This window comes from Sulfitobacter sp. PM12 (assembly GCF_045586035.1).
Lineage (GTDB): Bacteria > Pseudomonadota > Alphaproteobacteria > Rhodobacterales > Rhodobacteraceae > Sulfitobacter > Sulfitobacter pontiacus.
The window spans coordinates 1-18,047 of record NZ_CP151533.1 but is presented as its reverse complement, the minus strand read 5'-3'; the positions used below and the strand labels follow the sequence as shown (position 1 = coordinate 18,047).

Here is an 18,047-nt window from a genome sequence, read left to right as displayed (position 1 = left end):
ACCGAGTTTTGCGCAGTTACGGCAGGCCATAGAATGACACCCTTCAAGTTTATTGATCTCTTTGCAGGCATCGGCGGATTTCACCTGGCTTTACAGAGCTTAGGCGGAGAATGCGTTTTCGCGTCCGAAATAGATGAGAAAGCGCGTTCGACTTACAAGCAAAACCACGGCATGAACCCACATGGGGACATTCGAGCAATTACTGCTCCTGACCGTCCAGACAACGTGATCAGAACTCAAATTCCTGACCATGATATTCTTGCTGCTGGATTTCCATGTCAGCCCTTTAGCCTTGCCGGTGTATCTGCACGTAACGCGTTAGGTCAATCACATGGACTTTTAGACGAAACACAGGGCACGCTGTTTTACGATATCGCACGTATCGTGAAGATAAAAAAACCTAAGGCGCTGTTGCTGGAAAACGTGAGTAACATTGTCCGACACGACGGCGGAAAGACCTTTGACGTTCTGAAACGCGTAGTTGAAGATCTAGGTTATAGTCTATCATGGAGTGTTCTGAACTCAGAGACGTTGGTACCACAGCGACGCAAGCGTTGTTTCATGGTCGCATTTCGAGATGCTGATATGGAAGAAAAAATGACTTTCCCAGATCTGTCTGGGGATCCCATTCCACTGCGCACCGCCCTAGAAAAAGATGTTGATGAGAAGTATACGCTATCAGATCGTGGATGGGCCGGCCACCAGCGTAGAACGGCGGCCAACATTGCCAGAGGGACAGGTTTCACAGCTCACACTGCCGATCTAAATAGACCCTCTAACACGATTGTGGCGAGATATTATAAAGACGGTAAAGAATGCCTCATTCCTCAAGAAGGAAAAAACCCGAGGTTACTAACACCGAGAGAGTGCGCTCGCTTGCAGGGCTTCCCAGATAGCTTTATCCCACACCCGACTAGATCAGCGGCATATAAACAGTTTGGCAACGCGGTTCCTGTACCTGTGGTGAAAGCCGTAGCGGAAGCCATGCTCGTAAAGCTTGATGAGATTGAATCTCGGGAATTCGGCCTAGGTGTAACAGTCGCGAACGCCAAGCTCTAAGGGGAATTGGTTGGCTAGGAAGTACTCAAGCCTTAAAGTATTGAGCTCCTTCTTGATGGAAGGTCAGACCGTGGTGTTGTGCGCCAGCAAGATGATTAAAATTCTGGTGGCCATACCAGAGCCATATGTTTTTGATCCTTGCGAAATAGAGACGGAAAGCAGGGGAAAATGGGCTGACCGCTCGATAGAACAAAATTCGCGCCACACATGGCAGGGGCTTCGTCCTTTTTAGTAAAAACGCAACATGTATTTTTTTGTTATTTGTCAATGACTTAGATTAAGATAATGTGCGTGACGTTGCGTATCGTATGATACAGGCCCTTGCATTTATGCATTTTTCTAATATATTTGTTTCCAACGAAGGGCCGGTACCGAAAGTTGTTTCGACGCTGAGGTGCTCCTTCAACACACTTCAAAAGCCATCCCAAAAGTTGTTTCGACACTGCGGGGTGGCTTTTGTCGTTTCAGCGCATTTCAAATTTGTGAATGTTGTCTGGAATGAAAGAAATTTTGCCGCCGCAGCTTCTTTTCAAAAGACGAGAACATGATCCTGAAGACTGTGGGCTGATAACACCGCCAAGTTTACCTACCTGTTTTAGCCTCTCTGTAAGGTCATAGAAGTCACCATCAGATGTCACCAAAAATGCTTCATTGAACTGGTCAATCTGATCCAGCACACCGATAGTTAGGCAGATATCAACGTTGGCTTTACGCTGCCCGTGCTGAAAGTCCACATCACGAAATACCAATTCGAAGCCACACTTCTCTAGATAGTCATAATGATCTTGCTGGTTACGAAGGTATCCAAAGTACATGAAGGCACGATCAATATTTTTTTTGTTCTTAAGCCAGAGTCGAAACCGTCGGTAATCGAGTTCTTTATCAATTTCTTCAACTGATTTTTTCAGATTCTGGCTGTCTATGTATGCGTAGATAGTCATTCTTTTTCTTCTTCTTCTTGCTCGATTTACTCGACGCACCAGGCACTAAAATGCTGATTAAGTCGTTTACTGAGTATCGGTGGGGTTGTTGACAACCAGTTTTGGCTTTTTGCGTGATACGCGTGCCGCCTTGACTGCTTTTGCCATTTCTTTCTCGGCGATCTTTTCGACTGCATAAGGTTGAAGTTTCTGTATTAGACCGTTGAAGCTGTAAAGGTTGGTATCACTGCCATTACGTGTCTGCCGGCGTTCTGTACGCTCAAGAAAACCAAGCTGTGCTAACGCAGTGATCCGTCTCGTTACGGTACGCGGATCGCGCCCAATAGCTTCTGCTATCGTCCCGACTGATGGATGTGGCGGGTTGTCGGGATGCCACCAATACTGGATCAAATGCAGGATGATGTTCATATCAACTGGATCGAGCCCGAGAGCTTGCTGCTTTTCGATCAGGATACTAGGAACTGCACTCCAGCCAGCTTGCATAAGAGGCTTAGACCACTTTTTTTCATTTACGTGCAGGTTCTCTGCATCCGTCTTTCCTACTTTGATAGTCGGCATGGTAATCCCCTTGTGCTGTAATAGAGATATTCCACCTTTGGCCAAGAAAACAAGGTTCTGAAGGGTGACAAGGGTGTCATACACCCCAGACATAGATGTCTCTCACCCCATGACGCACATGTCACTGCCTCCCATGACGCTCATGCCACCCAAAGTATATGATTATAAACACATGAAAATAATCTCACGAATTCCGCATACCTAATAGACAAATATGTCCCTGACACTGATGTCGCCCGGTGCGGGGCAATCTATCGGGTTAAAAGGCGTATCATCTTAAATGATCGGCCAGAGCCTCACACCAAAGCCTGAAATCTGCCCCGCTGCGTTCTCGATTGCAGGCATGTGCATGAGGGGCAAATTCATCGAGAGGGAGCAGGATGGGCGGATTTGGCGTGACTACGCGTAAATTTTCCATCGCGGTGGACAGAACCAGAAACGGGCAGGTGATATCAGTTGTGCCTAGACCCGCGAGGGGTGGCTTTATCTCACGGTGATACTGGACTTAAATTCTTGCCGTGTCGTCGGCTGGGCCGTTAGTAGTGGGATAAAAACGTGACCTGATAATCCAGGCGCTGCAGATGGCATTCCGGCACCCGCGCTAAAGGCTGCATCCATCATTCGCATCGCGGGTTGCAATATTGTTCACATGACCACCAAAAGCTTCAGCGCCAACACCGGTTCAATGTGTCGATCTCTGGCAAAGACGATTGCTGTGATAATGCGGCTGTTGAGACGTTTTCAAAACCATCAAAGCAGAACTGATCTGGCGGCGGTCATGGGTAACGAGGCGGCCGGCTGAGGCGGCTATATTCGAACGACAAGTGGCCTAAACAAGCAATCGGGGCGGCACTAAATTGTGACAAGTCCAAACTGCCTGATGAATACATACCTTAGCCGAGGTGCAGAAGATTGGTACAGAGTGCTTGAAGCGGAACTCCGCTGCGCGAGCACAAGCCGTTCCAAAAACCAGGGGTTTGGGAGGGCTCTCACATGGGATCTATGATACTAACATTGTATCTAATACCGTTAGAAAAGCTCTTCTGCGCCACCACATAAATTCACAAGGTGCTGAAGTGCGCGAGCTACTCTAGGCATACTATCAGATGAAGGAGGCTTAACTTCACGCGTACCAATTTCAAACAAATGATAGAATTTTCTTTCAGTTCTACCGTCGGCATATGAGTTAACTTGGCGCACGGAATTCGCACGTCCAGTCACGCCAAGATCAATACTATCATATTCTGTAACTCTGGCAGTAGATGGGTCTATTTGACTGAGGGACAGGCTCCATGTGTACGTACCAACATAACGATACGGACTACTGCTTGAATTACTACCATAGTCAATAATTTCCTTGGATATAACGCAATTTGAAATATCGAAAGAAACACTGTCACCATCTCGACGATGTGGGAAGGCTCCCGATAGTAATTTCGATTGTATAAAATTTACAGTCTTATCGTAACTCGGCCCATCGGCAGCGTGAGAGGTCGAGGCGAAGCAAGTTACTAAACCAGCAAAAACATATCGCTTCAGCATCATGCGCACATCTCCCGCGCAAACTCTTCCAATGATAGAGACCAAAGCCTATCCGAATATGTATTGCCCGAGTTGTCAGCCCACGCGTTCCCAGATCGGCGCACAACACCCCAGCCGCTGGTGCAGGTGATGGTCCAACTCGGCTCACTGTTGATGCGGCCATTGTCGCGGATCGACTGCACACCGCCGGACCCAATCTGACCAGCGCTTGCTGTTGTGGCAAAAACAGTCGCCGCTACGATCAAAATAAAACTCTTCATCTCTATCCTTTCAACTCGCCCAAGAATTTTGATCTATAAAAAGATAAAATAGTGGGGGGCCCCTAGTTTCCTAGTGTAACCTAGACGGATCTGCAGGACCCTTTCAGGGGTACTGTAACTTTTCTCTGAGAGCTTCGTAAGGGGTTTGCCCGTTGTGGACACCGTGCGGTCAGGCGAAGTTGTAAAACCGTTCCTATTCGTCGATTGTTATGCTTGCCAATTTCTTCTTAGGGTTGCGATATCGTCATTAAAAGCTGAAGCTCAACGCTGTTGGAACAATAGTAACGGGATGAGATGATGATTAAATATATGGGCTTTCTCGTGTTACTAATTGCGACACCTTTGCCTGCGTTAGCTGATCGGTGCATCTCTATGAAAGAAATGAGTGAAGGCGTCATGCTACTTCGCCAACAAGGCCAGAAGAAAACAGCGGTAGAGGCTCAAATGAAAGCTACCTTCAAGGCTGATCAAGAGCTTTTAGACCTGACCATGAAAATGGTCGATGCAGCCTGGGACCAACCTGTTATCGAGGGAGACCCCTACTCCCAATCTGTGATGATAGAAATCTTTGGGAATAAGGTTTTCCGCGCGTGTAAGCGGGGCAAATAATGCACATGGCGGCCCTATGGACCTGTCGCGACATACAAGTAGCGACGTTCACAATGGCTTCACGAACGGTCTGAAACAGCGTCTTGGATAGTCTTGGCCGCAGCACCGGGTTTGATTTGACCTGTGATTAAGTGGCCGAGCATGCTCCCAGCTCCAAAACCCAGTGGACCACCAATCATCGCACCCAGAGCACCGCATCCAAGAATTAAGCCAGTCGGCACAGCGGCATTTGCGAGGTTTTTTGGATCAATAATTGTGTCTATGCTCTCGTTGATTGCTGACTTGAAGCGTTCTGTCCATGATTGGATATCGTCATTGCTCATCAGCAAATCGGGGGGGGTCTCGGACATCGTCTGGGCTTCTTGACTAAGTTTTTGAATCTTATCCAATACTTCCAATGCCGCAGTCCGTTCAACGGGTGATAGCTTGTTGTCTCCTCGTACCTTCTCCCGCAACTCTTCAGTCAAAGTAATAATTAGTTTGGAGACAAAGAGTATTGGTTCTCTGTTTTCCTCTACCCTATCAACTAGATTGAGAGCTTCTACTTCATGGCTCTTGATCTCATGTTTGGGCGCTACTTTGGCTATATAATCCTTATAATCCCTCGCGAATGGGATAAAAACAGACCGATTTAACTTGCGAAGGCTACTGATAATTTTGTTGCCATCATAGTACCATTCAAACGCAAAGTTTTGTAGCCAGTGAGGATCGTTCCTTGATTTCTCAATTATGTGTAGAGTTAGGCCTAGCTCCAACTCTCTTTCGAGAGGCCAGTTTAACTGGGCGCTCCCAACCATAGAGCTGCCGTGGTATGAATTTTCAATAAAATTTTCGAAGTCGACGTTATCTTTCAGTTTTTTGTTGATCGCTTGTAGTTCTGAGTTGTCTAGCGCCACTGCCATTTTTTTCACGGGACGTTCGTAAGTATTGTGGTCTGCGTGCTGTAGATCCAAAATTGCGTTGTTCAGATCTTTAAATGCGGATTCTATCGTCATTAATGCTCCTTACCCATCCGAGCCGCGGCCGCTTTTTCTAGTATGCTGTTGCGAAACTGCTCTTTAAGTTGTGCGGCAAGGTTCTGTATCCAATCGTTACGATCATATGACCTAGTTTTTTCGTCAATTGCGTCGTTCACTTGTTGGATTGCTGTTTCAATACTTTCTGGATTTTCAGGGTCATAAATTACGTTCGCCAGTTCCCCGTTTATTTCATCAGCAAACTTCGCCATCTGGTTGGTTTTTTTCGTGATCGCATCAAATCCAGTAATCTTCATTTTTTATCTTTCCGTTCATTTTAGGTAACGCTCAATTATAGCCATCTGAAATGTATTTCGTTTGATGCTCTCACTGAAATTCAAGTGTTTGTTGAATCGAAGCATCGAACTATGATTTATCGTCATTATCATTTTTGCGAAGCACTTTGAGCAGCAGAGTATAAGCTGTTACGAAGCCGGTATAAGCGAGTACATACTTTGTAGCAGCGGCGAGGAATGCAGTGGCAGTCGTCATATAGTTTCCTTTTAGGTTTGGGTTTGTTCGCGAAATATGGTTCCGTTTCCAAATCCGCCAAAAGGGAAGCTTGTATCAGTTGCCAGGATTGTGGCCCTGAGCAGAACCAAGCGCAAGATTGGCGCGTTCTGCTGGAGTCAAGTTCTTACCCTTGTAAGAGGTGTAAGGCTCATACTTCGATAAGACATTGTAGACTGTTGCTCTCGAACAGCCGACCCGATCTGAAATGGTCTTCATTGACTGAGTTCGATCTGCTTCCCAGACATTCTTAATGTAGTCATAGTCGATTGATACCTGCCGGCCCAGATATTTGCCTTCACGCTTAGCACGCTCGACCCCTTCTTTCTGGCGAGCTTTGATGAGAGTGCGTTCAAACTCAGCAATCGACCCCAACACTTGAAGCATGAGGCGGCCGCTTGCGTTATCTTCGCCTTGAGAGAAGGTCAGGTTCTCTTTCAAGAACTTCACGGTGACACCGTTTTCAACGAGTTCGTCAACGATGTTTTGCAGGTCCTGCAAGCTCCGAGCGAGACGATCAATCGAGTGGACAAGGACAGTATCGCCAGCTCGTGCATGACGCATCATTTTAGCCAGTTCTGGGCGCTCCTTCGAACTACCGCTGATGTACTCTTCAAATACGATATGACACTTAGGAAGCTCCTGACGTGTGAAGTTCTGCGATGATGTGGAAACGCGGCGGTATCCAATAATTTGCCCCATGTGACTGCCCTTTACCGTTTATTATCACCCCTAGATCTATATTAGAATACCGTCTATTAGTTAAAATGGTACTTAAAATAGACGGTAAAGCGTATATCCGCCGATCTACTACTATGGGTATACCTAAAATAAACGGTAAACATTTGTTGAGTTCATATTACCGTCCATCTAGGGTGTACCCTAAAAACACGGTAAAAGTTGGAAGTCTGTATTTCCGTCTATTTAGGATCTATCTAAAATAACACCAAATAATTTTTTGATACAAATATCATATGATAAAAGTACCAAACAACATTAATATCAAACGATTATTTGATATTAAGATAAAGTTATCACTTGATATTTGTATATTTGTATCAAAAAATCTTTTGATACATTGATAAAGTGATTGACTTATATTTTGATAAGTGTATATTTTGATTTATAGGGCACATGATATTTGTATCAAAAAAAGGTTGATGAGCATGAAGGTCATCTCGATTATCACAGAGAAGGGGGGTGCGGCTAAGACTACGCTGGCCTGGCATCTTGGAATCCTCCTTGATAATAAGCGCGGCAACCGTGTTTTACTGCTCGATGCGGACGCAAAGCAAAGGACCCTATGGCGAACCTTTGAGTTCTTTCGTGATGCCGAAGCGCCCGTTATTAACGAGGCTCACACAGGCAATATTGACGAGAAGATTGCCGAAGCCGCAGAGCTTGGATTCACTCATTGCATCATTGATACGCCTCCCCATGTCGGAGCGGCAGTGGAGAAGGCAGTTCAGGTTGCTGACTTGATCCTAGCCCCGCTTGCAGTCTCACCACTCGATGCTGTGACATTTGATGATACCTACGAAGTGATCCAGGCCAACAAACGCTCCGGCACCAAGGCATTCTCAGTCCTCACGCGAGCAAGCACACGCTCTAAAGCTACCTTGGACGAGTTCAGTGAGTTCCTGGCGGCCAGCTGCCCCGATCTACCCCAAGCACCTGCTGTCATGCATGAACGCACAGCATACCGCGACTCTATTCAGTCCGGCCGAGGCATTTCTGAAACCCGCGATCTGCGCAGTCTCCAAGCTCGCAACGAAATCACAAAGCTTGCCAAATTTATCGAGAAGGAAATCAAATAAATGGCTAAAAAGAGCATCCTTGCGGCAACACCAGCAGCGAAGAAAACCTCAGCACCAAAAGAGGCTGAGGTTGTCGACAAGAATCCGGTCGGCGCACCCAAAAAAAATAATGAAAAGAAGATTGGTATCTATCTTCCCACCGAGAAATGGAAGGCTTTGCAGTATCAGCGGATCCAAGAGGGTCGACCGGTCAGCGACATCGTGAATGATGCAATCGACGCATATCTAAAATCTGTGGGCGGTCCCGAAGCGAAGTGAAGCCGATCAATCACCTCAGTGTTCTAAGCAAAGTAGCTCGAACTTGCTTGTGTGACTTCAGCTTTTTTGGCTCGACTTGGTTGCTTGCATAGAGATCATATTCTTTATCGTCGCGACGGGTCCTGTAGCTGATGTGTGCGAATGGTTTGCGAACGCGCTTCTTGATATTGTAGCCAATATCGCTCCATTGCGTCTTGGTTTTCAGACCCACGTTTGTGGGTATCTCGTCCCACCATCCAAAAGTCTTGGATCGCATTGATTTGGGCGGCTGTTTGGGCAGCGGGATCGCACGGCTATAGTCCTCGGGCTCGATCAGAAGGTCTACAAACGCTTCAGCAGCTTGCTGGCGGCGCTTGCTTTGATCCTTGTGTGCTGTCGTTTTGATATAGCTTTTTACGAAGCTGTCAGGCGAGTATGGGGTCTCTTCATCATAATCTGAGAAGTGTCGCTCCAGGTCACTAAGATTACGTTCGAACTGCTTCTTTTGAAGCTCAGGGTGCAGATCTTCATGAAACAGCACCACTGTCATCGACCAAGCATCACCGTCACCTCCATCAGCGCAGTAGCAACGCAATGACTTACCTGCATCTAGATCTTGTGCTGCATAGCTAGCAACGATTTTGGGCAGGTGGCCGATCTGAAAGCGGCCGTCTCGATACCAAACCTCGACAGCGTTTGCGTCAGCTCTGTTTTCAGGGCGTCGGACGAGCTGGAGGCGATCACCTGGTTTAGGCTTGATGTTTCCGACCAGGTCATCGTGGCCATCGTAGTCATAGAACTGCATGCCGGCGACAGATGTTATGCAAGACGGCGTCTCTTGAAGCTCTGAAAATAAATCATTGTAGTTCCGATAGTCAGTCATTGATGGGCTCCCCACTTAGTAAGTACATATATGTATATGCGATAAAGGTTTACCAAACGTTTAGAGACCTCCACTTTCGATTAAACTTTTGATTTCCTCTGAGTTTTCAAGACGTAACGGCGTTCTCCGACGCAGCATATCACTTCGCATATTTGCAACACTGGCTTTGAGTATGGATATCTCTGAATCGAAGTCACTGACGGTGTTTTTTGTCTTCGTGCCGGCAGTACGTCCCTTGGTAGCAAACGCATCGAGCAGCAGTCTGTCATCAACAGATCTCTCAAGTATTTCTTCGACCAAGTGTCGAGCCAAAGTAAGCGTCATATCAGCTGCTTTTATTTCAGCAGCTCGAGCTAGCTCTAAGACAACATTATCACGCACAGCACGCATAACTGAGTTAGCTACACACGCATTGCATCGCGCATTCGCAGACCTCATCTGAGTTTTTCTGTCTTCATGATCGCTAACTCTGACTAGGCCCTGAAATTGTGTCAGGCGGGTCGCATAGTAGCGCTCTACTTCATTGATGTGTCTATCAACGTGGTGCTTTTGCAGTTTTTCGTCTGGTCGCCAACGCATGAGCCATTCCTTACCGTATAATCATATATGTATATACAGTAAAAGGATTTTTAAAAGGTTAATTTCAAGTCGAACTATGTATTAATATGTTGAAAACAAAAGAGCCTACGGCCCTGCCTTCACATTGTCACGGCTTGCCCATCTTAGTATGATCATATATGTATATGCGAAGATATAGCTTCAAAGTGGGTGTTTTGTGGTAGGAATGGACGGACTCGAACCGTCGGCAACACAGTCATCTACTGCAAAATCTGGGTGTATAAGTCCCGCGCCGCACCATGCCACTCCCAAGTATCGGTCTGAAAAATCAGCCCGATATTCGGAAGTTCTCGGTGATGTGATGCGTTGTGCTCATGCTTAATTGATGCAGAATCCATCAAGCTCCGTCAACATCAAAGCGAGATCCCTTTTACCCTACTTCAGTTATTCAAATAGGGTAAAAGGGCAGACACCCCGTCAGGAACTGACAGGGTGTCTAATGCTTGTGATAGAAGACATCCCTGAATTCTACCCACCCGCATCCGTCGCGCAGCCGGATTTGGATCCCTCCTCACCGGTGCGAATAATGTGCAAGGTCCCATGCAACTAACAACGGGCTGAGCTGCATCCAGAGCGCAGAAAATCCTGGGGAGCAGCGACAGCTGCGGGGCAAAGCCCCCTATAAGATCCCCAATTCTCCACTCAGATATGGATCTCATTTCAGCTTGTTGATGTGCCGAAATCTGGGTCATCGTCGATATATATCGTCTCCTCCTGACCCCGATTTCTAGTTATCTGAAAATTAAGGATAGCACCAAGATCTAGTCTTAAATGTCTGCATCACTTGCATTTTTCTAGATTTCTACAACTTCAAAAATACGAAGGCTTTGGTTCTTAGCAAGCCGTCCCTTTGTGGCCCTCTGCGAGGGCCCCCAGGGAGCTTGCAAAGGGGCCTCGGCCCCGTTTGATCCCCGTCGCCCCTATTTGGGCTCAAAGAAAGAAGGCAGACCGCGCATGACCAAAAGAGACCACACCTTCAAAGTTCGCCTTACCGATGAAGAACGGGACGTTCTCCATGCTGAGGCTGAACAGCTTGGTCTCTCGGCTGCTGACCTGGTGCGCATGCGTGTTTTCGGGGCGGCGAGTATGCGCAAGTTGCCAGGTGCTGAAGACCTGGTCGAGATCCGTCGACTGCTCAAAAACATGGCCGACAACATCAACCAGGCCACCAAGGTTATGCATGAGCGCAAGCTTGCAGATCGTCTGAGTAATGAGCTGGTTGAGCGCTATCTCAAAGGTACGAAGCAGTACGCAGACGGCTTCAAAAATCATGCCCAAGTCATCGCTGAGTATCTGATTGGGATACAGCATCGACGATGAATTTAAAGCAAACCCGCATCGCCATAGGAGGCGCAAAGAACGCAGTCGGTCACATCCATAAAACAGATGAGAACGAAAGCGTGCGGGTGCTCGAGGGTGATGTGAATGACATCTTGGTCGGTGCTGAGCTGGATGCTCGCGCATTAGGGCGTAGCAAATCGGTTCGTCATATCGTCATCAGTCCAGACCAAGAATTGACCGACGATCAGCGCAATGAAGCGATCCAAATGATCCGTGATGAGTTCGCTATGGGCGACCGGCCGATCTATCTAGTCGAGCATGTGAAAGCGCGAGCAGATGGAACGAAGATACCCCACTTTCATGGTCTAGTTCCTGAAACATATGGGTCTGGAGCTCAGATCGATCACGCTCATTTTAAGCGTCGCAATGAAAAGCTCGCAAGGAAAATGGAGCTCGCTTTTGGTCATAACCTGACGAAAGGTAAGCACAACAAGTCGGTCTATAACGCACTGAATGCGGACGGTGACAAAGCTACTGCTGCTGCGATCAAACATCTCACTGAAGAGAAGCCAGCGTTAGCGAAATACGGTGACAAGTCACATCAGAAAGCGAAGCGGGCCGGCTACAATTTACCAAGCATCTCTGAAGCTCTTACAGCCCTTCAAGGCGCTGCGCCGGCTGATATCGCAGCAGGGCTGAATGAGCTTTGTGAAGCCCACGGCGTCACAGTTCAGAAGAGCGATAGACGTGCAGCAATCTTGATCGTCGGTGAAGACGGCACGGTTCTGAAAAACGCCAATCGATCACTCAAAATTAAAGCAGCACAAGTAGATTCAATTTTAGAAAATGTCGGAAAGGATAATGAAAATGACAGACCAACCCACGCAGGAAGAGATGCTGAAATCGATGGAGGAGAGCTATCCAGAGCCGCCCGAGCCAGAGACCTCAGAGCCAGTGAGCTTGGAGCAGTTTATGGACTTGAGCGAAGCGGAGAAAGCGGCCGTCTGGTCAGACTTGATGTCGATGACGCAAGCAACGAAAGCAGACACATCCCAGATTATCGAGCTGGTGACACCAAAAGGGTCGAGCGAAGATCCGTTGATGCCGTTGATCAAGGAGATGATCGAGATTTCAATGAGATCCGAGCAGAAGATCGACGAGATGTCGTCGAAAGTGCAGTTCTTGTTCGTCCAGAATCGGACAGAGATTATCGACATGGACGGGACAGAGGAGTTCGAGATGCTCTGGAACAGAGCCCAAAAAGGGTAGTCGAAAGAGCAGACGAAGACGTTTATCGAAGAATTCAGCGACAGCATCATCATGCTGAGTACGATGATTTCACTGATCAACTGAGAGTTCACAATGCATCGAAAGCAGTCGAGTCATCGATTTCGGACGGCGTCTATCACGCGATTCAGCGTCAGCATCATCGCAACGACTATGATGGTCTGACTGATCAGCTGCGTGCTCACAATGCCGCCAGAGCAGACAAGACATCGACTCCAGATGCTGATGTTTATCACAAGATTCAGCGACAACATCATCGTGCCGATTACGACGATCTCACTGATAAAATGCAAGCTCACAATGCTTCAAAAACGGCTCAGCCACGGGAGCCGCAGGTCACGATCCAGCACCGACTTGCGCGGTCCTGGGTCGCTCAAAAAGTGCAGCCGCTTCTCGATAAATTGCGGGCTCACAGCGTCGCTCGTCGTGGCCGGTCAGCACTCGATATCAGACGCAGAGAGAACATTTCTGAAAATCTGAAAGATCAGATCGAAGCGCTAAAACTACAGAATTCTACGAACAAAAAATTAGAGGAAAGCAGACCAAATGACACAATCATCACTCGAAATAAGGACGCTGCAAGCGTTGGTCGACGAGCAACGAAAGCTGAATCAAGGGATCCAGGATCTGCTCGATCAAGACAAACAAGCATCCGAAGAGAAGCCAATGCGGGAGCTGTTGGAAGAGCTAATATTGGGGAGGGAAGCGGACCGAGAGTTACTGTCGAAGGCGGTGCAGAATCTAAACAAGATCACAGAGTTCTTCGAGCAGTTAGGGACAGGGTAGACGGACGAGCAATGGGTCGAGTAGCTAAAGCCCTCGAGCCGATGCGCAAATCGTTTGCAGAGAATAGTGGGATGTATAACACGGCATCTGATCTTCAGTTGATGCCAGATACCGATGATCCGTTGTATGCAGAGAAAGTGCTAACAGCATGGTCTCGGTCAATGCAGGGACCTGGTGGCCCGTAGGGCGAATTAAGGATTCAAAAAAACGAAGGCGCTCCAGCTCACAAAGATGGATAGAGATCCAACAGCGCCGCAGCCCCCATCAGCATAGCTTCAAGGCGACGTTTCTTAAGGGCGTCCACGCTTCTCAAACCATGAGCGACAAAAGCCGATAAAAGCTTTATCGCTACTAACGATGGGCTCATTTTTTTGCTTCACGTAGTTGTACCATTCTTGCTCGATATGTCGTATATCCCAGCCGGGAGCCGCTTGTCGTGCTTTGTCATATGCATCAGCTGATAAAGGTTTTAAGTCCAATGCTGAATCGTCTTCGAACATGGTACCCTTGTTCGTAAAAACAACATTGTCGCCTATCACTTCTACTAGATAGTCCGGCAAATGATCGCTGGTTGCCAATTTATTTAGAACAGGTCGAAAGTGTTTTTTGCTCATCGATGAGCCGCTTTTATTGAGAAGCTTATCGACGCTGATCTTCCAGATGTTCTGTCTTCCACAGTGTTTTCTAGCAATTTCGTAAATTCTCCGCTCAATAGGTTTTCTCAAGCGGAAGTAGTCTTTGTGTAGAGCTAAGACCTCATTTGCCTCAACTGCGTTGAACAGCCACTCACTAAGCTTCATCTCGACCCATTCGATACGTCCATCAAGGCCTAGCTTACGCTTTACCGATGCACTATCGATGATGCCAAAAACATCTGTTTGTTCTTTTCCGCCTGTACGTATGTTTGTTGTAATACTGACCCCGCGGAGACGCTCCAAGCTCTCAATGAAAGCCATGTAATCGCGGCCTGAAGTCCCGCGATTTGTAAATTTTAGGTAGTGATGGGCCACGATCCTAATCCGCGGAGAGATCAATTCACCGCGTTTTTTTGCATCCATCAGCTTACTAATGCAGTAAATTAAGAGATCTTTGTCATAAATCGTTGCATGACCTTTGACGGATGGGGTGATGCGGATCCAGTTATCACCGTGATGATATTCTTTGACCCCAGTATTGGGTTTTTTAGACAAAGAATAGAAAGGATGCTCCATCTGAGGCATCGCGTCTTTAATGATCACATCTGCAACGTCACACAAGAACAGGTCGCCTTGCGGGTATAAATCGGGTTTTAATGGGCTTGTTTCAGGCATTGTCAACATTCGTGGTTTCGTCGACCAAAAAATCTTTTTTTTATCGGTCTATGTTCTTCATAACTCATGAAGGCCTATTTGTCACTAAAAAGTCGTGGTTTTACCGACCTTTTTAGTGTTTGTTTTCAATTACTTAATTTTCATATCCATTTGTGGATAACCCGTTTTTCAGTCGTGGTTTTACCGACCAAGTCTCGTGGTTTTACCGACCAAGTCTCGTGGTTTTACCGACCGTAGATTGATTTTTTTACATTAATTTCAATACTTTATATTGGTTATTCCATCCCGTAACACAAGAATAACACCTATATAACACCCTATGCCGAACGGCATGAGTGGTTAATGCTGAGAGAAGAGCCTAGCGAAAAGTGGCCGCGACGAGCACGTAAAATTCCCACACACATGTTGCAGAACTAAGAGACGACTGCATGCGAAGTGCTTCGCGGATATCACCCTTGAGCGACTATCCTTGGCCCCAAAGAATAGTGGGCGGCGATGGTCGCAGGTTTTCGACTAGTTTGCAGCATCGCGAAGATGGATCAGTACTAAAATGACCGCCAAAGCTCAGCGTAGTTCTGGGACCAAGCTTAAATATTCGGCTGCCTTGGGTCCGTGAACTACTCGTTCAGGTTCCAAAGACCTTCGCGTGAAAAACCGAGGCATATCGTCTAAGTGAGCTACCCCCCCCCATTAGTTCGACCAGTATCTGGCGTAACTTAAGCTACTCTGGGACCGGCGCACCGCTTACAGTGAACCTGTTACTGCTAGTTTCAAGCAGCTGGAGTGCCAATTTCGAGCATACGCTCAGCGTAGTTTTGGGACCCAAGAAGCTATGCTATTGATAAATATATCAAAAATATAGGTATGCCCTGCTGTCATTATCAGTGGGTTCGAATATTCAGCAGATTTTGGGTGTCATAGTGCTGAATATGGATCTGTAGCCATCATTTTTGGTTCAAGGTTATCTGAAAACGTACTTAAATTTGAGACATATACTTCGACGTATGGCTGCTTTGGGTCCGTGAACTACGCTCAAATACGCTTATCTAAGGTCAGTTTAGGACGTTTTTGGCAGAGATGATCTTACGAGTAGTTTCTGGACCCAAGGAGTACATGTTGCTGATTTTAAATAAAAAAATAAGCTGTATGGAAAATGTGCCTACAGACCAACGATAGAGTTTTGCGGATTTTCTTAGGTCTAGGGACGAACTTGCATCTCAAAACGCAAGATTGAGCCTCCGAAGCATCTAAAATCTGCCCTAAATATCGTCTCGAACCTTAGCATTCGGCTCTCTTGGGTCCGTGAACTTCTCCTGCAGGTACGAAGATCATTCCAGTGAAAAATGATACTTAGCGTCTACTCATTTTTGATATTAGGTCATCATATATTGCTTTGACGTCGGGGTTGTCCTCAAGCTCAGCTTTAAGACGTTTTTTTCTCTCTTCGCTTTGTTGCTGTACCCGCTTCAGATCATCTTCCTTCCATTGTGCCGCGCGCTTATTGAACTCCTCAAGTCGAGTGTTGAGCGTCTCTACGGCACTGCTAAAGCGATCAACACTACTTTCAGCGGTAGCCGTTAAAGCGGCAAGAGGACTTTGCGGCCTGCTGACTGAGTGACCCTCAAGATTGCTCTTGTTTTCGATCTCGCTCTTTTGATCTGGCACGGATTGGTTTTGAGCTTGCCGAGCTAATCTTGCTTCGTAAGCCTCACGGAATTTTGCGACGGCGACGTTGGGATTATATAAGGGGAACTTTGCTGGAATTCGCAGAGTTTCATAGCCTTTTTTCGACAGAACATCATCCCGCTCGGCATCCCTTGCGAGGGCCTCTGGAGATGAGTGCCATTTAGCGCCATCCACTTCGACAATCAGTTCCTCGTCTATCAGGAAATCGAGACGATATTTTGCCACAGGAACTTGTAGTTGGAGCATGATACCTCCGCCGACAAGGCTGCCTTTATACGGTGTCAAACCAAAAGACGTGACCATCGCATCCAGGAAAGCGACTTCTGCTGGTGACTCACATCTTAGCTGGAACTGTCGGAGCCACCCCTCATCATCTGCAGTCAGAGCATTCAGTGGATCAGACCAAGCTGGTTCCGCCCCTTTTTGATCTCTGATCTCCTCATATAGTGACCAAGCGATCACTGCGGCGAGCCCGAAGATTATAGGAAAGAAGAATCCAACAAGTACACACACAAAGATGGCTAGTAGACGGATGGGGATGTTCATTGCTTAGCCTTTTTATATAGTTACGGCCTCCACGCCGCTCTTTGGCAAGCTTCACTCCGACATGTGTTAATTTTATGGAGACTTTCCCTAAAGTGTTTTCATAACACTGAACCTGGTAAAATGCCGCGGCACATGGAGAAGGTTATAGATCGGTGAAACTTCAGGGGTAAATCTGACACTTTTTGGGCTGCAACCGGTAGGAACCTCAGCATTGAAATCTAGGGTGGCTTCGGCAATACCAAAAAGAGATGGTAGTCTAGGGCGAAGGCAATTGTGACGTGAATGACTTTAATTTTGACGCTAGCCTGAAAGCCTTTTTCTTAGCCGACAGCGGCGCAGGTTCTCAGATCACTGAGAAGGACGAAGCAAAGAAACGGCAGCTGACCGTAGCTCGTCATGAGCGCCTTTTGCTCATGAAGTACCACCCCGATATTCCGAAAGGTGCACTTGGCAAAGCTGAAAGCCAGGGCGAAAAAGTCCTTTTTCGCTTTCGGTTATTTCCAACGGGGCAACATATTGATTTAAAGATAAATTTTCCTAAGCCAGCAAAGAATGAGCTGAGGCTGTATTTTAATGAAGCGGTGTTTAGTCCCAATGTATGGGATTATTGGTTTCTGTTTGAGCGCAATGATGAAATATGGATCGGCTCCCTTGATGAAAACGAGCTTAATGCGGCAAGGTCCGGCGCTCCAATCGACTGGCAGAACGGGTTCGACCAAGTAGCAGAGGAAGCGTATCAAGAAGCTGCAAATGCAAAACTTCCTGTTTTAGTGCCTTCGTCTTCGTTGAGGTATCGCAGAGATCCAAAGGTAGCTATCGAAGCCATGACGAAGTCTGGCAATGTATGCGAAATGATGCCAGGCCATCAGACATTCATTGCCCGTGCCACGGGTGCGCCCTATCTCGAAGCACATCACTTGCTACCTATGATGGAACAGCGACATTTTCAAAAGAGCTTGGACACAGTAGAAAATATTTGTATCCTCAACCCCTACGCTCATAGGATGTTGCATCATGCAACATACAGTGAAATTGAGCCATATCTAGTGAAACTTGCCGAGCCAAGGGAAGGTTTTCTTAAGGAAATAGGGGCTAGCGTGG

The 18,047-nt window shown here is 47.0% G+C and carries 18 protein-coding genes and 2 pseudogenes; 8 read left to right on the top strand and 12 right to left on the bottom strand.

The window, feature by feature from the left end:
* Positions 1-1,059, top strand: a 1,059-nt coding sequence (locus AADW22_RS17180) for a DNA cytosine methyltransferase (protein WP_407474780.1), incomplete at its 5' end; no start/stop codon positions are given.
* A 464-nt stretch (positions 1,060-1,523) separates the two neighbouring features.
* On the opposite strand, the gene AADW22_RS17175 is transcribed toward AADW22_RS17180, so the two are convergent.
* Together AADW22_RS17175 and AADW22_RS17170 are read right to left on the bottom strand one after the other, a co-directional pair.
* Positions 1,524-2,000 carry an NYN domain-containing protein gene (locus AADW22_RS17175; protein ID WP_407474779.1) on the bottom strand — a complete coding sequence of 159 codons (477 nt, stop codon included), beginning with the start codon at positions 1,998-2,000 and terminating at the stop codon, positions 1,524-1,526.
* 66 nt (positions 2,001-2,066) lie between these two features.
* Positions 2,067-2,558, bottom strand: coding sequence for a helix-turn-helix domain-containing protein (locus AADW22_RS17170; RefSeq protein WP_407474778.1), 492 nt, complete (start codon positions 2,556-2,558; stop codon positions 2,067-2,069).
* Positions 2,559-2,988: 430 nt separating this feature from the next.
* Between AADW22_RS17170 and AADW22_RS17165 the strand changes: the two are divergent.
* A pseudogene (locus AADW22_RS17165) lies at positions 2,989-3,376 on the top strand (DDE-type integrase/transposase/recombinase); the annotation flags it as partial.
* Positions 3,377-3,587: 211 nt separating this feature from the next.
* Here the strand turns inward: AADW22_RS17165 and AADW22_RS17160 are convergent.
* The 3 genes and pseudogenes from AADW22_RS17160 to AADW22_RS17150 form a co-directional block, all read right to left on the bottom strand.
* The gene (locus tag AADW22_RS17160) at positions 3,588-4,103 is read right to left on the bottom strand and encodes a hypothetical protein (protein WP_407474777.1); all 516 of its coding nucleotides are present in this window, start codon (positions 4,101-4,103) and stop codon (positions 3,588-3,590) included.
* Entirely contained in the window at positions 4,100-4,360 is a 261-nt protein-coding gene (locus AADW22_RS17155; RefSeq protein ID WP_407474776.1) for a hypothetical protein, read from the bottom strand. Before AADW22_RS17155 ends, AADW22_RS17160 begins: the two co-directional genes overlap by 4 nt.
* A 103-nt stretch (positions 4,361-4,463) precedes the next feature.
* A pseudogene (locus AADW22_RS17150) lies at positions 4,464-4,553 on the bottom strand (IS481 family transposase); the annotation flags it as partial.
* Positions 4,554-4,657: 104 nt separating this feature from the next.
* Between AADW22_RS17150 and AADW22_RS17145 the strand changes: the two are divergent.
* Entirely contained in the window at positions 4,658-4,969 is a 312-nt protein-coding gene (locus AADW22_RS17145; protein WP_407474775.1) for a hypothetical protein, read from the top strand.
* A 59-nt stretch (positions 4,970-5,028) separates the two neighbouring features.
* On the opposite strand, the gene AADW22_RS17140 is transcribed toward AADW22_RS17145, so the two are convergent.
* The 3 genes from AADW22_RS17140 to AADW22_RS17130 form a co-directional block, all read right to left on the bottom strand.
* The gene (locus AADW22_RS17140) at positions 5,029-5,964 is read right to left on the bottom strand and encodes a hypothetical protein (RefSeq protein WP_407474774.1); all 936 of its coding nucleotides are present in this window, start codon (positions 5,962-5,964) and stop codon (positions 5,029-5,031) included.
* Positions 5,964-6,242: a hypothetical protein gene (locus tag AADW22_RS17135; RefSeq protein WP_407474773.1), complete on the bottom strand. Its 279-nt coding sequence runs from the start codon at positions 6,240-6,242 to the stop codon at positions 5,964-5,966. Before AADW22_RS17135 ends, AADW22_RS17140 begins: the two co-directional genes overlap by 1 nt.
* A 310-nt stretch (positions 6,243-6,552) precedes the next feature.
* A complete protein-coding gene (locus AADW22_RS17130) occupies positions 6,553-7,197 on the bottom strand; it encodes a recombinase family protein (protein ID WP_407474772.1) in 645 nt (214 codons plus the stop codon).
* Positions 7,198-7,655: 458 nt separating this feature from the next.
* On the opposite strand from AADW22_RS17130, the gene AADW22_RS17125 reads away from it, so the two are divergent.
* Entirely contained in the window at positions 7,656-8,312 is a 657-nt protein-coding gene (locus AADW22_RS17125) for an AAA family ATPase (RefSeq protein ID WP_407474771.1), read from the top strand.
* Positions 8,313-8,570 (top strand): hypothetical protein, encoded by a 258-nt coding sequence (locus AADW22_RS17120; protein WP_407474770.1) that lies wholly within the window; start codon positions 8,313-8,315, stop codon positions 8,568-8,570.
* Between the two features lie 10 nt (positions 8,571-8,580).
* On the opposite strand, the gene AADW22_RS17115 is transcribed toward AADW22_RS17120, so the two are convergent.
* Both AADW22_RS17115 and AADW22_RS17110 read right to left on the bottom strand, forming a co-directional pair.
* Positions 8,581-9,432, bottom strand: a complete 852-nt coding sequence (locus AADW22_RS17115) for an HIRAN domain-containing protein (protein ID WP_407474769.1) — start codon at positions 9,430-9,432, stop codon at positions 8,581-8,583.
* A gap of 60 nt (positions 9,433-9,492) precedes the next feature.
* Complete coding sequence (locus tag AADW22_RS17110; protein ID WP_407474768.1) at positions 9,493-10,011, bottom strand: hypothetical protein; 519 nt, start codon at positions 10,009-10,011, stop codon at positions 9,493-9,495.
* Between the two features lie 993 nt (positions 10,012-11,004).
* Between AADW22_RS17110 and AADW22_RS17105 the strand changes: the two genes are divergently transcribed.
* Together AADW22_RS17105 and AADW22_RS17100 are read left to right on the top strand one after the other, a co-directional pair.
* The gene (locus AADW22_RS17105; RefSeq protein ID WP_407474767.1) at positions 11,005-11,370 is read left to right on the top strand and encodes a plasmid mobilization protein; all 366 of its coding nucleotides are present in this window, start codon (positions 11,005-11,007) and stop codon (positions 11,368-11,370) included.
* Complete coding sequence (locus tag AADW22_RS17100) at positions 11,367-13,589, top strand: hypothetical protein (RefSeq protein WP_407474766.1); 2,223 nt, start codon at positions 11,367-11,369, stop codon at positions 13,587-13,589. Before AADW22_RS17105 ends, AADW22_RS17100 begins: the two co-directional genes overlap by 4 nt.
* A 105-nt stretch (positions 13,590-13,694) precedes the next feature.
* On the opposite strand, the gene AADW22_RS17095 is transcribed toward AADW22_RS17100, so the two are convergent.
* Entirely contained in the window at positions 13,695-14,714 is a 1,020-nt protein-coding gene (locus AADW22_RS17095; RefSeq protein WP_407474765.1) for a replication initiator protein A, read from the bottom strand.
* Positions 14,715-16,064: 1,350 nt separating this feature from the next.
* Positions 16,065-16,946 (bottom strand): endonuclease domain-containing protein, encoded by an 882-nt coding sequence (locus AADW22_RS17090; RefSeq protein ID WP_407474764.1) that lies wholly within the window; start codon positions 16,944-16,946, stop codon positions 16,065-16,067.
* A 278-nt stretch (positions 16,947-17,224) separates the two neighbouring features.
* Between AADW22_RS17090 and AADW22_RS17085 the strand changes: the two genes are divergently transcribed.
* The coding region (locus AADW22_RS17085; RefSeq protein WP_407474763.1) for a hypothetical protein at positions 17,225-18,047 on the top strand (823 nt) is incomplete at its 3' end.

What these genes read in the sequence shown, in the direction of transcription:
- AADW22_RS17120 (WP_407474770.1), top strand. Translation starts at nt 8,313, where the DNA reads ATGGCTAAAAAGAGCATCCTTGCGGCAACACCAGCAGCGAAGAAAACC.
- AADW22_RS17175 (WP_407474779.1), bottom strand. Translation starts at nt 2,000, where the DNA reads ATGACTATCTACGCATACATAGACAGCCAGAATCTGAAAAAATCAGTT.
- AADW22_RS17130 (WP_407474772.1), bottom strand. Translation starts at nt 7,197, where the DNA reads ATGGGGCAAATTATTGGATACCGCCGCGTTTCCACATCATCGCAGAAC.
- AADW22_RS17090 (WP_407474764.1), bottom strand. Translation starts at nt 16,946, where the DNA reads ATGAACATCCCCATCCGTCTACTAGCCATCTTTGTGTGTGTACTTGTT.
- AADW22_RS17145 (WP_407474775.1), top strand. Translation starts at nt 4,658, where the DNA reads ATGATTAAATATATGGGCTTTCTCGTGTTACTAATTGCGACACCTTTG.
- AADW22_RS17140 (WP_407474774.1), bottom strand. Translation starts at nt 5,964, where the DNA reads ATGACGATAGAATCCGCATTTAAAGATCTGAACAACGCAATTTTGGAT.
- AADW22_RS17135 (WP_407474773.1), bottom strand. Translation starts at nt 6,242, where the DNA reads ATGAAGATTACTGGATTTGATGCGATCACGAAAAAAACCAACCAGATG.
- AADW22_RS17100 (WP_407474766.1), top strand. Translation starts at nt 11,367, where the DNA reads ATGAATTTAAAGCAAACCCGCATCGCCATAGGAGGCGCAAAGAACGCA.
- AADW22_RS17125 (WP_407474771.1), top strand. Translation starts at nt 7,656, where the DNA reads ATGAGCATGAAGGTCATCTCGATTATCACAGAGAAGGGGGGTGCGGCT.
- AADW22_RS17105 (WP_407474767.1), top strand. Translation starts at nt 11,005, where the DNA reads ATGACCAAAAGAGACCACACCTTCAAAGTTCGCCTTACCGATGAAGAA.
- AADW22_RS17115 (WP_407474769.1), bottom strand. Translation starts at nt 9,432, where the DNA reads ATGACTGACTATCGGAACTACAATGATTTATTTTCAGAGCTTCAAGAG.
- AADW22_RS17170 (WP_407474778.1), bottom strand. Translation starts at nt 2,558, where the DNA reads ATGCCGACTATCAAAGTAGGAAAGACGGATGCAGAGAACCTGCACGTA.
- AADW22_RS17095 (WP_407474765.1), bottom strand. Translation starts at nt 14,714, where the DNA reads ATGCCTGAAACAAGCCCATTAAAACCCGATTTATACCCGCAAGGCGAC.
- AADW22_RS17110 (WP_407474768.1), bottom strand. Translation starts at nt 10,011, where the DNA reads ATGCGTTGGCGACCAGACGAAAAACTGCAAAAGCACCACGTTGATAGA.
- AADW22_RS17155 (WP_407474776.1), bottom strand. Translation starts at nt 4,360, where the DNA reads ATGAAGAGTTTTATTTTGATCGTAGCGGCGACTGTTTTTGCCACAACA.
- AADW22_RS17160 (WP_407474777.1), bottom strand. Translation starts at nt 4,103, where the DNA reads ATGATGCTGAAGCGATATGTTTTTGCTGGTTTAGTAACTTGCTTCGCC.